Below are 14,259 nucleotides of genomic sequence, written 5' to 3' on the forward strand. Positions count from 1 at the left end.
ATCGAAGTCCACAGATCTGTGCACAGGGTCGAGGCGTGTCGAGGCTGTCAAGTCGCGGCGTTGTCCCCAGCTCTCCACACGGTTGTCCACAGCAGGATTCGCTGAGCCGATGACGCGCTCCTAGCCTGGGGCAGGCTCCGACCGACCGGTCCGTGTGGGCCGCCCGCGAGACGATCGAACCGGAAGGAGCAGCGTGACCGACCTGGCAGAGATCGGGCTCGACGAGAGCCGGTACAGCGAGCGCACCCCGCCGCACGACCTGCTCGCCGAGCAGTCCGCCATCGGCGGCATGCTGCTCTCGAAGGACGCGGTCGCCGACTGCCTCGAGAGCGTGCGCGGCGGCGACTTCTACCAGCCGAAGCACGAGATCGTCTACGAGGCGATCCTCTCGCTCTACTCGCGCGGCGAGCCGACCGACGTCATCACCGTGAGCGACGAGCTGACGAAGACGGGCATGCTCTCGCGCGCCGGCGGCGTGCAGTACCTGCACTCGCTCACGTCGATGGTGCCCACGGCCGCGAACGCCGGCTTCTACGCAGAGATCGTCGCCGAGAAGGCCGTGCTGCGCCGGCTCGTCGAGGCCGGCACGCGCATCGTGCAGATGGGCTACGCCTCCGAGGGCGAGGTCACCGACCTCGTGAACCACGCGCAGGCCGAGATCTACTCGGTCATGGGCGAGGACCAGGCCGAGGACTACGTGCCGCTGAGCCTCGCCGTCGAGGCGGCGATCGAGGAGATCGAGGCGGCGAAGGGCCTCGACGGCGTCATGACGGGCGTACCGACGGGCTTCCGCGAGCTCGACGAGCTCACGAACGGCCTGCATCCGGGCCAGATGATCGTCATCGCCGCGCGCCCGGGCATCGGCAAGTCGACGCTCGCGATGGACCTCGTGCGCGCGTGCTCGATCAAGAACGACCTGCCGTCGGTCTTCTTCTCGCTCGAGATGGGCCGCACCGAGATCGCGATGAAGCTCCTCTCGGCCGAGTCCAGCATCCTGCTGCAGAAGCTGCGCAAGGGTGCGATCGAGGGCCGCGACTGGACGACGCTCGCGCAGGTGCGCGGCCGCATCAACGACGCGCCGCTCTACATCGACGACAGCCCCAACCTCACGCTCGTCGAGATCCGGGCGAAGTGCCGTCGCCTCAAGCAGCAGGCGGGCCTGCGCATGGTCGTCATCGACTACCTGCAGCTCATGACGAGCGGCAAGAAGGTCGAGTCGCGCCAGCAGGAGGTCTCGGAGTTCTCCCGCTCGCTCAAGCTGCTCGCGAAGGAGCTGCAGGTGCCGGTCATCGCGCTCTCGCAGCTCAACCGCGGCCCCGAGCAGCGCGGCGACAAGAAGCCCGCCATCAGCGACCTCCGAGAGTCGGGCTCGATCGAGCAGGACGCCGACATCGTCATGCTGCTGCACCGCGAGGACGCGTACGACCGCGACATCCGGCCGGGCGAGGCCGACATCATCGTCGCGAAGCACCGCGGCGGCCCGACGAAGACGATCCCGGTCGCCTTCCACGGCCACCTCGCGCGCTTCGCCGACATCGCGCCCGGCATGGGCCCGGGCGACGCGGGCGCTCCGGCGATGCCGCCCGCCGGCACGCCGTTCGGCGGCGCGCCCTACGGGGCGCCGCCGCCGCCCTTCGAGGGCTGAGACGTCGAGGGCCCGGCCGCGCGGCCGGGCCCTCGACGATCGGCCTCAGTCCTGCTGGCCGACCGCGAAGTCGACGCGGCCATCGGGCGAGGCGGATGCGTCGAGCACCTTGTCGTCGAGCGCGGTCGCGGCCGAGGGGTCGAGGAAGACGCGGACGCCCGCGGCCTCCACCACCTGGTCGTCGGCCTCCGGCGCCGTGGCGACGGTGACGCCGAGCCCGGCGCCGCCCTGCTCCTGCGCGATGCGGAGACCGCCGGTCGCAGCGGCGTCCGCGTGCTCGACGATGCCGCCGATGACGGTCTGGGCGTTCTCGGTCAGGGTGAGCATGGCTGCTCCTTCCGTTGGCGAGCGGGCCACGATGCCGATGATCGGAGCCCCTCGCAACCCGACGGCGCGCTCGGGCGTGTCGATGGGGGAGCATCCGGAGCCCTGCCCGGCAGGGCACTGCCACACTGGAGGCATGCCCATCGACTCCGAGGCGCGCGTCGCCGTCTACATCGACTTCGACAACATCCTCATCTCGCGCTACGACCAGATGCACGGCCGTGGCGCCTTCCACAGCGACAAGGTCCGCACGCTGCCGATCGACGGCCGCGAGTCGAAGGCGCGCACGCGCTTCGCCGAGGCGACCGTCGACCTCGGCGCGATCATCGACTACGCCTCGAGCTACGGCTCGATCGTGCTGAGCCGCGCCTACGCCGACTGGTCGGTGCCGGCGCACGCCGCCTACCGCGACCAGCTGCTCGCGCGCGCCGTCGACCTCGTGCAGATGTTCCCCACCACTCGGGCGCTGAAGAACGGCGCCGACATCCGGCTCTCGATCGACGTCGTCGAGGATCTCTTCCGGCTCGACGACATCACGCACGTCGTCGTCGTCGCGGGCGACAGCGACTACATCGCGCTCGCGCAGCGCGTGAAGCGGCTCGGCCGCTTCATGGTCGGCATCGGCGTCGCCGGGTCGACGTCGAAGTCGCTCGCGGCCGCGTGCGACGAGTTCGCCGACTACGACGCGCTGCCGGGTGTCGTGCCGGTCGAGCGATCGTGCCGCGAGGAGCGCGCCGAGCCCGACGCGCCCGAGCCGACGCCCGAGGAGGCGAAGCAGATCGAGGCCGAGGCCGTCGAGGTCGCCGAGTCGAAGCCCGCGCGCCGCCGCCGTCGCGCGACGAGCGAGTCGGTCGCGCAGGAGCGCGAGGTCGAGCCGACGGCCGAGCAGCGAGCGGACGCCGCGACGGGGCTGCTCGAGCGGGCGCTGCGCATCCTGCTGCAGAAGGGCGACGACGAGTGGCTGCACGCCAACGTCGTCAAGGAGCAGATGAAGCGCATGGACCCGGTGTTCAACGAGAGGTCGCTCGGCCACCGCTCCTTCTCCGACTTCCTCGCCGCGCGCGACGAGCTCGTCGAGGTGCGAGAGGACGGGCAGGCGCGCCTCCTCCGGCTGCGCCGCTCCTGAGCGACGGAGCGCCCCGCCGATCGGCGGGACGCTCCGCGGTCGAGGGCCGCGTCAGCCGTTCGAGGCGGCCGACGGCGCCGACGGGGCCGAGATCGGCGACGTCGGCGACTGCGCCGAGGCGGGCGACGGCGCCGAGGCCGGCGAGGGCGCCGACTGCACTGCGGGCGCGCTCGCCGCGGACACGGGCGAGGGCGCCGAGTCGACGGCTGCCGGCGCGGCGGGCTGCGGCGCGGGCGCCTGGGTCGCGGGCGCCTGGGTCGCCGACGGCGCGGATGGCGCGTCGGTCGCCGAGGGGGCCGTCGCGGCCGAGACGACCGAGGCGTGGTCGCCGCTCGTCGTGATGCCGACGGCGCCGCGCTCGAGCAGGTCGCCCTTGACCGCTGCCTGCTCGACGACCCGGCCGTCGGCGCCGCGCAGCTCGACGGCGTTCGCGACGCCCGCGGCGCTCGCGGCGATGGCCCCGATGCCGAGCGTGCTGAGCGTGCCGATCGCGATCCACTTGGTGTTCATGTGTCCTCCTGCTGGTCGATGTGCCGGGGTGCGGAGGCGGTGCCCGTCTCCGCCGCTGTGCCTCCACTGTCGCCATCGGCGGTGAGGCGGAGGGGAAGGCTGGATGAGAGCCCTCTCACGACGCGGCGCGCGGGTGCAGACTGGGTCGCATGCCGGAGCTGCCCGAGGTCGAGGCGCTCGCGACCGACCTGGCCGAGCGCCTCGTCGGCCGCGTCATCCGCCGCGTCGACGTGACCGAGATCGCCGCGCTCAAGACCTACGACCCATCCGTCGACGCCCTCCGGGGCGCGACCGTCACCGACGTGCACCGGCGCGGGAAGCACCTCGTGATCTCCGTGGACTCCGGCCTGCACCTCGTCGTGCACCTCGCGCGCTCCGGCTGGATCCGCTGGCGCGACACCGCGCCCCGCCCGACCGCGGGCCGCGGGCGCGGACCGCTCGCCGCTCGCGTGCAGCTCGAGCCCGACGGCGACGGCAGCGACCTCACCGAGCAGGCGACGCAGAAGCGGCTCGCGCTCCACGTCGTCCACCACCCCGAGCAGGTGCTGTCGATCGCGACGCTCGGTCCCGAGCCGCTCGAGCCGTCGTTCACCCAGGAGCGGTTCGCCGCCATCCTCGCGAAGGCCGGCCGCGCGCAGATCAAGGGGGTGCTGCGCGACCAGCAGCGCATCGCGGGCATCGGCAACGCCTACTCCGACGAGATCCTGCACGCGGCGCGCATGTCGCCGTTCCATCCCGCCTCGATGCCGCCGGAGGACGTGCACCGCCTGTTCGAGGCGCTCCGAGCGGTGCTCGGTGAGGCGGTCGAGCGCGCGCGGGGCGTCAAGGCCTCGTCGCTCAAGGCGGAGAAGAAGCAGGGGATGCGCGTGCACGGCCGCAAGGGCGAGCCGTGTCCCGTGTGCGGCGACACCGTGCGGCAGGTCATCTACGCCGACAGCACCTTCGAGTACTGCGCGACGTGCCAGACGGGCGGCAAGCCGCTCGCCGACCGCGTGCTCTCGCGCCTCGGCGTGCGGCGCTGAGCCGTCAGTCGCTCAGTCGAGCGAGCCCGCGATGATGCTCCACGGCTGGATGGTCTCGACCGTCACGCCGGGCGCGGAGTAGTAGGGGTCGGCGTCGATCGCCGCCCGCACCTCGTCGACGTCGTCGGTGTCGAAGAGCACGAGCGAGCCCGACTGGTCGCCGAACGGCCCCGCGGCGATGACGAGGCCCTGCTCGTGCAGCTCGACGAGCCGCTCGCGGTGTCGCGGCCGCAGCTCGAGGCGGGCGGGGTCGTCGGTGAACGAGGCGATGACGGCGATCATGCCTCCAGCCTAGGCAGGAGCGCGACCGGACGGACGAAGGGCGGATGCGGCACCGGGCTCGGTGCGCATCCGCCCTTCCTCGACGGGGGCGGCTCAGGCCTCGACGAGCGCCGCGCTCGACGCGGCGACGACCCGCTCGACGAGCGCGCGGAGCGGCTCGACCGAGCGCGCGACGAAGGCGGCCGGGTCGGCGAGCCGCATCGAGTCGTCGAAGTCGCCCTGCGCGAACCCGATCTGCACGCCGTGCTCGTCGAGCGCGAGGCCGATGTAGGTGAGCACGGCGGCGAGCTGCGCGGCCGAGGCCGCCCCGCCGGCCCAGCCGTACGAGACGATCCCGGCGGGCTTGCCGACCCACTCGTGCTTGAGGTAGTCGATCGCGTTCTTGAGCGCTGCCGGGTAGCCGGAGTTGTAGTCGGGGGTCACGAAGACGACGCCGTCGAGCGCGTCGATCCGCTCCGCCCACGCGATCGTGTGCGGGTTCGTGCGCACGCCCGAGGCCGGGGGCATCGCCTCGTCGAGGAGCGGCAGGCGCAGCTCGGCGAGGTCGAGCATGACGGCGTCGGCGCCGGCGGCCTCGATGAGGGCGGCGATCTCGTCGGCGACGGGTCGGCCGACGCGCACGGGGCGCGTGCTGCCGACGATGATGCCGATCTGGGGGCGTGCGGACATGACTCTCCTCGGTGTCGGGGGTGTGGGATCGGCGCACACCATCGGGCACCAGTGATCAGACAACTCCGTCGAGCGGATGCGCATTCCCGGCCTCGCGGGCCGGTCACGGCATCCGATCGAGCCGGTTCAGGCGAGGAACGCGCGCGCGGCGGTCACCATCGCGGTCGTCGCCGTGTCGAGCGTCGGCTGCATCACGGGGATGAAGTTCGGCGAGTGGTTCGAGGGCACGTCGACGTCGAAGGTGCCGTGCTCCCGCGCCGCCGCGACGAGCGCGGGGTCGAAGCCGCCGTAGAACCAGTAGACGTACGGCGCGCCCCACGTCGCGGGCAGGTCGCTGAAGTCCTCCGAGCCGAGCAGCGGCTCGGCAGGCGCGTGCGCCGCCCCGAACGCCGCGTCGAACGCCTCCGCGAGCCGGGCCGACGCATCCGCGTCGTTGATCGTGAGCGGCGCGGCGTCGCCGTGCTCGATCGTGGCCGGCGGAGCGCCGGCGACCTGGCACTCGCCCTGCACGATGCGCTCGATCGCGGCGAGCACGCGACGGCGCACGGGCTCCTCGAAGGTGCGCACGTTGACCTCGAAGCGCGCGGAGCCCGGGATGATGTTCTGCTTCGTGCCCGCGTGGAACGTGCCGACGGTGACGACCGCGCGGTGCGACGGCGCGACCTCGCGCGCGACGATGGTCTGCAGCCGCACGACCATCGAGGCGGCGAGCACGATCGGGTCGATCGTCTTCTCGGGCTGCGAGCCGTGGCCGCCGCGACCGTGCACCGTGACGATGAGGTGGTCGCTCGCCGCCATGACCGGGCCGGCGCTCAAGCGCACCTCGCCGGCCGCGCCGGGCATGACGTGCTGGCCGAGCGCGATGTCGATGCCGCCCGGCAGCAGCGCCCGCAGGCCCTCCTGCATGCCTCGGGCGCCGTTGATGAGCTCCTCGGCGGGCTGGAAGACGGCGACGATCGTGCCCGACCAGTCCTCCTGGTCGGCGAGCACGCGCAGCGCCCCCTGCAGCGACGCCATGTGGGTGTCGTGGCCGCACGCGTGCATGACGCCCGTGACCTGGCCCTCCCACTCGTCGGTCGCGGTCGAGCGGTAGGGCACCTGCTCGACCTCGGTGACGGGCAGGCCGTCCATGTCGGCGCGCAGCAGCACCGTCGGACCGTCACCTCGGCGGAGGATCCCGACGACGCCGGTCGACTCGCCGACCCCCTCGTGCACCTCGAGGCCGAGCTCGCGCAGCAGCTCCGCCATGCGGGCCGCCGTGCGGCGCTCGCGGTTCGAGAGCTCGGGGCTCGCGTGCAGCTCGCGGTAGAGGTCTTCGATGAACGGGCGGTGGCGCTCGAGGGTCATGGCGTCAGCGTAGCCGCGCACCGGGCGCCCCTCGGGCGGCCGCCGGTAGGATGGGAGCAGCTGTGAGGAGAGCCGTGACCGAGACTTCCGGGCCCTCGCAGGGACTGCACCCCTGGCACCTCCCTGCGATGCGAGCCGTCCCCGCGCTCGTCGTCGGGCTGCCGCTGCCGTTCGTGCAGCTGCACTCGGCGCTCGTGGGGCTCATCGCGCTCGCGGTGCTGCTCGCCGGCACCGCCGTCGCGCTCTGGCTCGGCCGCCGGCTCGTCCCCGCCGCGGCGGGCGGCTGGCCGACGATCGTCGCCGCCTGGTCGGCCGTGATGGCCGTCGTCGCCGCCGTGCTCGCGGTCGTGCTGCCCACCGAGACCGCGTTCGGCCTCGCCGTGGCGGCGTGGGCGCTCCCGGCGGGCGCGGTCGAGCTCTCGGGCTGGTGGCGGATGCGCGATGCCGGCGATGCGCGCACCCTCCGGCTCGCGCGCGACTGGCGCGCCGTCGCCGTGCTCACCCTCGTGCTCGGCGTGGTCTTCGCGTTCACGCGCGACGCGGTCACCCTCACCGGCCTCATCGGCGCCTACGCCGTGATCGTCGGCGTCTACCTCGCGCTCGCGGCGCTCTCGGCACGACCTGCGCGCGCCACCACCGAACCCGAGCGGAGCGACGCATGAGCGACCCCCTGCACTCCGGCCCGCAGCACGACGGGCCCGTCCAGCCGACCCGCAAGCAGCGGCTGAAGCCCTTCGAGTACCTCGCGTTCGCGGGCGCCGCGGGCCTCTTCATCGGCCTCATCGTCTTCCTGACCGTGCGCGACGTCGTGCTCGCACTCGTCTTCGGCGGCGTCGGCTTCATCCTCACGCTCCTGCTGACGGCGACCCTCATGCTCGCCGTGAAGCCCAAGGGCCGCTCCTCGGCCGACCTCGACAAGCGCGACGGCTTCCAGCCGTGAGGTGCGCGGCGCTGCTCACGCTCAGCGCCGTCGTCCTGCTCGCGGGCTGCACGTCGACCGGTCCTGCCGTGTCCGCGCCCGGCGCCGACGATCCGGGTGACGGCGCGCACCTGCGTGCCGAGGGCCTCGTCTTCGACCCCGTCGCGCTCGACGTCGATCCGGATGCCGAGTGCGCGGGGCGCGCGAGCCGCGAGGCGCTCGCGGTGCTCGACCGGGCCGCGTGGCCAGAGCTCGGCGTGGCGGCGGGCGACGCGGTGCTGCGCTGCGGCAGCGCCGACGGCGCGGGCTGGCGGCACATCGCCGACGGCCACACGGGCGACTTCGGCGAGCTCGCGGAGCTCGTCGGCGCCGGCTGGGAGGACGTCGCGTGGTTCGCGATCGACCGCGCCCTCGAGCAGCCGACGCGCGTCGAGGAGTACCGCGAGGACATCCTCAACTACGACGTGCTCGTCGAGCACGTCGACGGCGGCGAGGCGACGCGCTCCTGGATGGTCACGGTCGGCGTCGGCCTCGGCTCCGGCCAGGTCATCACCGCCTTCCCCGACGAGCAGCGCTGACGGCGACCCACGAGCGGCCACCTGCGACGATGGGCGCATGCGCGATCTCGTCGACGTCGACTGGCTGGCCGAGCACCTGGGCGGGCGGGGCCTCGTCGTGCTCGACGCGAGCATGGCGCCGCCCGGCACCGACGAGCCGCTGCCGGCCGAGGGCATCCCGGGCGCGGTGCGCTTCGACATCGACGGTCGATTCTCGAGGCGCGACGAAGCGGATGGGCTCGGGCCCGTCGGCGTGCACGACGCGCTCGCGCCCGCCGACCTCGAGCGCGAGCTCCGCGCGATCGGCATCCGCGACGGCGATCGCGTCGTCGCCTACGACGCCGCGGGCATGTTCTCGAGCGCCCGCGCCTGGTGGGTGCTCCGCGCCGCGGGCATCGAGGCGGCCGTGCTCGACGGGGGCCTGCCCGCCTGGGTCGAGGCAGGGCATCCGCTCACCCCGGTCGCCGAGTCCACCGGACGCACCGGCGACGTGACGGTGCAATGGGATGCGGCGGCCTTCGTCGACGCCGACGCCACGGCGGCGGCGCTCGCGACGGGCGACGCTGCGGTGCTCGACGCGCGATCGCCCGCGCGCTTCTCGGGGGCCGAGCTGGATCCGCGGCCCGAGGTGCGCGCGGGCCACATGCCGGGCGCTCGCTCGCTGCACTACGCCGCGCTCGCCCCCGGCGGCCGGCTGCTGCCCGAGGGCGAGCTCGCGGAGCGCCTGCGCGAGGCGGCGGGCGAGCAGCGGATCATCGCGAGCTGCGGCTCGGGCGTGACGGCGGCCGTCATCGCGCTCGCCGCGACGGTCGTCGGTCGTGACGCGACGGTCTACGACGGGTCGTGGGCGGAGTGGGGCCGGGCCGACTCGGGCCGCCCGGTCGCGACGGGCGACTGACCGCGGGCGCGTCACTCTTTTGAATGATTCACGATAACTGCTACGGTGGGGAACGTGAACGGCACGGATGTCGAGCTGCTGCGCGAGCGCGGCCTGCGGGTGACGCAGGGCCGGCTCGCGGTGCTCGACGTGCTCGCGCGCATGCCGCACGCCGATGCGGAGGCGGTGCACCGCGCGCTCGCCGACTCGGGCCGCGGCACCTCGGTGCAGTCGGTGCACAACGTGCTCGGCGACCTGACGGGCGCCGGCGTGCTGCGCCGCTTCGAGCCCGAGCGGTCGCCCGCGCGCTACGAGCGGCGCATCGACGACAACCACCACCACGCAGTCTGCTCGCGCTGCGGCAAGGTCGAGGACGTCGACTGCGTCGTGGGGGAGGCGCCGTGCCTCCACGCCGACGCGCCGCCCGGATTCGCGGTGCAGTCGGCCGACGTCACGTTCGTCGGCCTGTGCGCGGACTGCACGGGCGCCGACGGCGCCGCCGCCTGACGGCAGGCGTGCACCCGGGCGACGGAGCCCATCCCCACCGCTCGCGCGGGCACGCCCGCGCGCAGAGACCGCATGACCCCAGCAGGACGAGAAGGACGGAACACCGCATGACGAAGCCCACCACCAACAGCGTCGGCACCCCGATCGCGAGCGACGCGCACTCGCAGAGCGTCGGCCCGAACGGCGTGATCGCGCTCACCGACCACTACCTGGTCGAGAAGCTCGCCCACTTCAACCGGGAGCGCGTGCCGGAGCGCGTGGTGCACGCCAAGGGCGGCGGCGCCTACGGCACCTTCGTCACGACGCACGACGTGTCGCAGTACACGCGCGCCGCGCTCTTCCAGCCGGGCGTCGAGACCGAGATGCTCGCGCGCTTCTCGACCGTCGCGGGCGAGCAGGGCAGCCCCGACACGTGGCGCGACCCGCGCGGCTTCGCGCTGAAGTTCTACACGAGCGAGGGCAACTACGACCTCGTCGGCAACAACACGCCCGTCTTCTTCATCCGCGACGGCATCAAGTTCCCCGACTTCATCCGCTCGCAGAAGCGCCTGCCCGGCTCGCACCTGCGCGACAACGACATGCAGTGGGACTTCTGGACCCTGAGCCCCGAGTCGGCGCACCAGGTCACGTGGCTCATGGGCGACCGCGGCCTGCCGAAGACGTGGCGCCACATGGACGGCTTCGGATCGCACACCTACCAGTGGATCAACGCCGCGGGTGAGCGCTTCTGGGTGAAGTACCACTTCAAGACCAACCAGGGCAACGAGTTCCTCTCGCAGGCCGAGGCCGACCAGCTCGCGGGCAGCGACGCCGACCACCACATCCGCGACCTCTACGGCGCGATCGAGGACGGCGACTTCCCGTCGTGGACGCTCTTCGTGCAGGTCATGCCCTACGAGGACGCGGCGACCTACCGCTTCAACCCGTTCGACCTCACGAAGGTGTGGCCGCACGCCGACTACCCGCTCATCGAGGTCGGGCAGATGACGCTCGACCGCAACCCGGAGAACTACTTCGCCGAGATCGAGCAGGCGGCGTTCAGCCCCGCGCACTTCGTGCCGGGCATCGCGGCGAGCCCCGACAAGATGCTGCAGGCCCGCATCTTCAGCTACGCGGACGCGCAGCGCTACCGCATCGGCGTGAACCACGCCGAGCTGCCGGTCAACCGGGCCCGCACCGAGGTGCACTCCTACGACAAGGAGGGCTCGATGCGTCACGGCTTCGGCTCGCCCGCCGCCCCCGTGTACGCGCCGAACTCGTTCGGCGGCCCGGCGGCCGACCCCGCCGCCGCCGGCGACGACCGCGGCTGGGAGATGGACGGCGAGCTCGTGCGCTCGGCGATCACGCTCCACCCCGAGGACGACGACTTCGGCCAGGCCGGCACCCTCTACCGCGAGGTGCTCGACGAGCCCGCGCGCGAGCGCCTCGTCGCGAACATCGTCGGCCACGTCGGCAAGACGCGCGTGCCCGAGATCCGCGAGCGTGCCCTGCAGTACTGGAGGAACGTCGACGCCGACCTCGGCGCGCGCGTCGAGGCGGGCCTGACGCCCATCGTCGAGCCGCGCACGTCGCTCGCGTCCGAGCCGGTGCGCACGCCCGCGGTCTTCTAGCCGCAGCACTCGAGAGGCCCGCGCCGGTTCCGCCCGGCGCGGGCCTCTCGCGTCTGCCGCGTCAGGGTCGCAGCAGCGCCTTGACAGCGCGGCGCTCGTCCATCGCGCAGTAGGCCTCGGCGGCCTCGTCGAGCGGGAGCTCGAGGTCGAAGACGGCGGATGCGTCGAGCTCGCCCGCGAGGACGGCCGGGACGAGCTCCGGCAGGTACCGGATCACCGGCGCCATGCCGCCGCGCAGCCCGACGTTGCCGCGGAAGGCGACGCGCCACGGCACCGCCGCGCCGTGCGGGACGCCGACGAAGCCGACCGTCGCGCCGGGCCGGGCGGCCTCGAACGCGGTCGTCATCGACTCCTCCGTCCCCACGCACTCGAGCACCGCATCCGCCCCGACGCCGTCCGTGAGCTCGAGCACCGCCGCGACCGCCGCGTCGCCGCGCTCGGCGACGACGTCCGTCGCGCCGAACGCCGTCGCGAGCCGCTGCCGCTCGGGGTTGCGGGAGAGGGCGATGATGCGCTCCGCGCCGAGCCGCTCGGCCGAGAGCACGCCGCAGAGGCCCACGGCACCGTCGCCGACGACGACCGCCGTCGAGCCGGGCGTCACGCCGGCCGAGACGGCCGCGTGGTAGCCGGTCGGCAGCACGTCGCTCAGCGCGAGCAGCGCCGCGTGCCGGTCGGGCGACGGCGCCTCGTCGAGCACGAAGCACGTCGCGTCGGCGTTCGTGACGCGCGTGCGCTCGGCCTGGCCGCTCGCCGTCATCGCGAGCTCGACGCACCCCTGCGTCTGCCCCGCGCGGCAGTGCACGCAGCGGCCGCAGCAGTGGTTGAAGGGCACGATGACGAAGTCGCCCTCGCGCACGCGCTCGACACCGGCGCCGACCGCCTCGACGACGCCGATCGCCTCGTGGCCCACCGTGCGCGGCTCGGTGACCTCGTTGACGCCGCGGTACGACCACAGGTCCGAGCCGCACACGCAGCCCGCGACGACGCGCACGATCGCGTCGGTCGGGCGCTCGACGACCGAATCGGGCCACTCCTCGACGCGGATGTCGCCAGGGGCATGCAGGATCGTCGCTCGCATGCACCCAGCGTGCCACGCTCGGCTGGGCCCGCCCCCGGGCGGCGGCTCAGAGCGGGCCGCGCGCGAGGATCGCGCCGTCGCGCTCGTCGACGACGAGCTCGACCGCATCGCCGACGACGGACGCGCTCACGCCGACGGGGAGCGCGAGCGCCCGCACGACGGCAGGCCGCGCCATCCGCACGCGCCAGACGGGCACGTCGACCACGTCGTCGGCCGACCACGGCTCGCTCCGCTCGACGCCCGCGAGGTCGACGAACCAGCCGGAGTCGCGCGCGTCGCGCCCGGGGGCGCGCGAGAGCACGAGCTCGGGATGCGACTCCCAGCCCCGCACCGCCTCGACCTCCTGGTCGAACCGCACGTCCTGCGGCAGGACCCCTGCGGCGTTCAGCACGCGCACGATGCCCTCGGTCGTCTCGAGCGCGATCGTGAGGTCGTCCGTGCGGTCCTCGCGCGCATCCGCCTCGAAGTCCGGTGAGCGGAGCACGAAGCCGTCGGCGCGCGCCTCCATGACGATCGGCGACCACGAGGACCAGGCGACGAGCCCGTCGGCCCACTGCTCGCCGAGCTCCGCGAAGGAGGCTGCGAGCTCGCGCATCAACGACGACGTGCCTGCCGCGTTCAAGGCGGGCGCCGCGCGGAGCTACACGACGGCGTGGAACGACACGCGCGAGCAGCACATGCAGCAGCTCGTCGACCTGCTCGAGCCCGCCGCGACCGGCATCGACGTCATGGCCGACGCCGTGGTGGCGCTCAAGGTCAAGGTGATCGCCGAGCTCGTGATCACCGCGGCGCAGATCGCGGCGGCGATCGCCACCGCGGCGCTCACCCTCGGCTTGAGCGCCGCGGCCAACGCGGCGATCATCGCCGCCCGGAAGGCCGCGCTCAAGATCGCCACGAACGTCGCGATCGAGGCGCTCCTGGGGCAGATCCTCTCGATGGTGATCGAGCCGCTCACCGAGGGCGCCGTCGCCCTCGTCGGCGCGATCGCCGACGCGCCGCTCGTCGAGGGCGCGATGGGCGAGGCGAAGGAGTTCCAGGCCGACTTCGCGGCGCTCGAGCAGGCGGCCGGCGACATCGAGTCGACCGGCGCCGAGCAGGAGCAACTCGGCGCCCAGTACGTGCAGCAGATCGCCTCGCTGCAGATCATCCAGGGGTAGGCCGATGTCGATGTTGAGGAAGCTCGGCCGGGACGTCATCGGGCGCTCGAGAAGGCCGGCGAGGAGTTCGCCGACTCGATGGGCGACCGATCGCGGCTGCAGGCGAAGCGGCTGCGCGAGATCGTGGAGGAGACGCGCCGCCGCGACGAGATCCTCGCGAGCCGGCAGCGCCGGCCCGACCGGCCGCGGCGGCACGATGCGCCGGACCCGGCGACGCCGAGCGCGGACGGGCTCGACGTGCCGGAGGTGCATCGCGGCCGCCCCGCCGAGTTCGGCGACGGCGACAGCGTCGACTACCGCAACAACTTCGCCGACGACCCCGACAACGCCGACGCGGCCGCGAGCTCGGTCATCCACCACGCCGTCGAGCAGCAGGTGCGGCGCCGGTACCCCGGCATCGACATCACGCCGGGCCAGATGCACTCGAGCGAGAACCTCCGCGGCATCCCGCGCGACGTCAACGGCCCGCTCCACCTCAGCGGCATCCGACGCATGTGGAACCAGTTCTACAACCACTACGACCGCATCGGTCGAGCGCCGACGAGTCAGGAGCTGCTCGACTACGCTACGTTGATCGACGACGCGTTCGGCGACCTGTTCGACCCGCCGATCCGGTGATCGTGCCCGCA

The 14,259-nt window shown here is 73.3% G+C and carries 17 protein-coding genes and 1 pseudogene; 11 read left to right on the plus strand and 7 right to left on the minus strand.

Features of this window, described 5'->3' with window-relative positions; genetic code table 11:
* Positions 1 to 193: 193 nt before the first annotated feature.
* Positions 194 to 1,543 (plus strand): annotated as a pseudogene (dnaB, locus tag H508_RS14210) (replicative DNA helicase); the annotation flags it as partial.
* A gap of 147 nt (positions 1,544 to 1,690) precedes the next feature.
* Here dnaB and H508_RS0103110 read toward each other — a convergent pair.
* A complete protein-coding gene (locus H508_RS0103110) occupies positions 1,691 to 1,972 on the minus strand; it encodes a hypothetical protein (protein WP_026372988.1) in 282 nt (93 codons plus the stop codon).
* Between the two features lie 133 nt (positions 1,973 to 2,105).
* On the opposite strand from H508_RS0103110, the gene H508_RS0103115 reads away from it, so the two are divergent.
* Positions 2,106 to 3,095: an NYN domain-containing protein gene (locus H508_RS0103115; RefSeq protein ID WP_026372989.1), complete on the plus strand. Its 990-nt coding sequence runs from the start codon at positions 2,106 to 2,108 to the stop codon at positions 3,093 to 3,095.
* Between the two features lie 51 nt (positions 3,096 to 3,146).
* On the opposite strand, the gene H508_RS0103120 is transcribed toward H508_RS0103115, so the two are convergent.
* The gene (locus H508_RS0103120; protein WP_026372990.1) at positions 3,147 to 3,605 is read right to left on the minus strand and encodes a hypothetical protein; all 459 of its coding nucleotides are present in this window, start codon (positions 3,603 to 3,605) and stop codon (positions 3,147 to 3,149) included.
* A gap of 149 nt (positions 3,606 to 3,754) precedes the next feature.
* Between H508_RS0103120 and H508_RS0103125 the strand changes: the two genes are divergently transcribed.
* Positions 3,755 to 4,627: an Fpg/Nei family DNA glycosylase gene (locus H508_RS0103125; RefSeq protein ID WP_026372991.1), complete on the plus strand. Its 873-nt coding sequence runs from the start codon at positions 3,755 to 3,757 to the stop codon at positions 4,625 to 4,627.
* A gap of 12 nt (positions 4,628 to 4,639) precedes the next feature.
* Here H508_RS0103125 and H508_RS0103130 read toward each other — a convergent pair whose 3' ends face one another.
* From H508_RS0103130 to H508_RS0103140, 3 genes are all read right to left on the minus strand, one after another.
* Complete coding sequence (locus H508_RS0103130) at positions 4,640 to 4,909, minus strand: YciI family protein (RefSeq protein WP_026372992.1); 270 nt, start codon at positions 4,907 to 4,909, stop codon at positions 4,640 to 4,642.
* Positions 4,910 to 5,002: 93 nt separating this feature from the next.
* On the minus strand, positions 5,003 to 5,578 hold the full coding sequence (locus H508_RS0103135; protein ID WP_026372993.1) for an NADPH-dependent FMN reductase: 576 nt from the start codon (positions 5,576 to 5,578) through the stop codon (positions 5,003 to 5,005).
* 126 nt (positions 5,579 to 5,704) lie between these two features.
* Complete coding sequence (locus tag H508_RS0103140; protein WP_026372994.1) at positions 5,705 to 6,925, minus strand: amidohydrolase; 1,221 nt, start codon at positions 6,923 to 6,925, stop codon at positions 5,705 to 5,707.
* Positions 6,926 to 6,999: 74 nt separating this feature from the next.
* Between H508_RS0103140 and H508_RS0103145 the strand changes: the two genes are divergently transcribed.
* The 6 genes from H508_RS0103145 to H508_RS14225 all read left to right on the plus strand — a co-directional run bounded on the left by H508_RS0103145 (position 7,000) and on the right by H508_RS14225 (position 11,395).
* Positions 7,000 to 7,587: a hypothetical protein gene (locus H508_RS0103145; RefSeq protein ID WP_026372995.1), complete on the plus strand. Its 588-nt coding sequence runs from the start codon at positions 7,000 to 7,002 to the stop codon at positions 7,585 to 7,587.
* Entirely contained in the window at positions 7,584 to 7,865 is a 282-nt protein-coding gene (locus H508_RS14215; RefSeq protein WP_035253713.1) for a hypothetical protein, read from the plus strand. Before H508_RS0103145 ends, H508_RS14215 begins: the two co-directional genes overlap by 4 nt.
* Positions 7,862 to 8,422 (plus strand): hypothetical protein, encoded by a 561-nt coding sequence (locus H508_RS0103155; RefSeq protein ID WP_026372996.1) that lies wholly within the window; start codon positions 7,862 to 7,864, stop codon positions 8,420 to 8,422. Before H508_RS14215 ends, H508_RS0103155 begins: the two co-directional genes overlap by 4 nt.
* Positions 8,423 to 8,459: 37 nt before the next feature.
* Positions 8,460 to 9,299: a sulfurtransferase gene (locus H508_RS0103160; protein WP_026372997.1), complete on the plus strand. Its 840-nt coding sequence runs from the start codon at positions 8,460 to 8,462 to the stop codon at positions 9,297 to 9,299.
* A 54-nt stretch (positions 9,300 to 9,353) separates the two neighbouring features.
* Positions 9,354 to 9,785 carry a Fur family transcriptional regulator gene (locus H508_RS14220; protein WP_035253714.1) on the plus strand — a complete coding sequence of 144 codons (432 nt, stop codon included), beginning with the start codon at positions 9,354 to 9,356 and terminating at the stop codon, positions 9,783 to 9,785.
* A 107-nt stretch (positions 9,786 to 9,892) separates the two neighbouring features.
* On the plus strand, positions 9,893 to 11,395 hold the full coding sequence (locus H508_RS14225; RefSeq protein WP_035253715.1) for a catalase: 1,503 nt from the start codon (positions 9,893 to 9,895) through the stop codon (positions 11,393 to 11,395).
* 61 nt (positions 11,396 to 11,456) lie between these two features.
* Here H508_RS14225 and H508_RS0103175 read toward each other — a convergent pair whose 3' ends face one another.
* Both H508_RS0103175 and H508_RS0103180 read right to left on the minus strand, forming a co-directional pair.
* A complete protein-coding gene (locus tag H508_RS0103175; RefSeq protein ID WP_026372998.1) occupies positions 11,457 to 12,473 on the minus strand; it encodes a zinc-binding dehydrogenase in 1,017 nt (338 codons plus the stop codon).
* Between the two features lie 46 nt (positions 12,474 to 12,519).
* Positions 12,520 to 13,068, minus strand: coding sequence for a hypothetical protein (locus tag H508_RS0103180; protein ID WP_156905968.1), 549 nt, complete (start codon positions 13,066 to 13,068; stop codon positions 12,520 to 12,522).
* A gap of 10 nt (positions 13,069 to 13,078) precedes the next feature.
* On the opposite strand from H508_RS0103180, the gene H508_RS0103185 reads away from it, so the two are divergent.
* Together H508_RS0103185 and H508_RS14230 are read left to right on the plus strand one after the other, a co-directional pair.
* Positions 13,079 to 13,630 carry a hypothetical protein gene (locus H508_RS0103185; RefSeq protein ID WP_156905969.1) on the plus strand — a complete coding sequence of 184 codons (552 nt, stop codon included), beginning with the start codon at positions 13,079 to 13,081 and terminating at the stop codon, positions 13,628 to 13,630.
* Between the two features lie 78 nt (positions 13,631 to 13,708).
* Positions 13,709 to 14,248, plus strand: a complete 540-nt coding sequence (locus tag H508_RS14230) for a hypothetical protein (protein WP_026373001.1) — start codon at positions 13,709 to 13,711, stop codon at positions 14,246 to 14,248.
* Positions 14,249 to 14,259 lie beyond the last annotated feature (11 nt).

It is taken from the genome of Agrococcus lahaulensis DSM 17612 (assembly GCF_000425105.1).
Classification (GTDB): domain Bacteria; phylum Actinomycetota; class Actinomycetes; order Actinomycetales; family Microbacteriaceae; genus Agrococcus; species Agrococcus lahaulensis.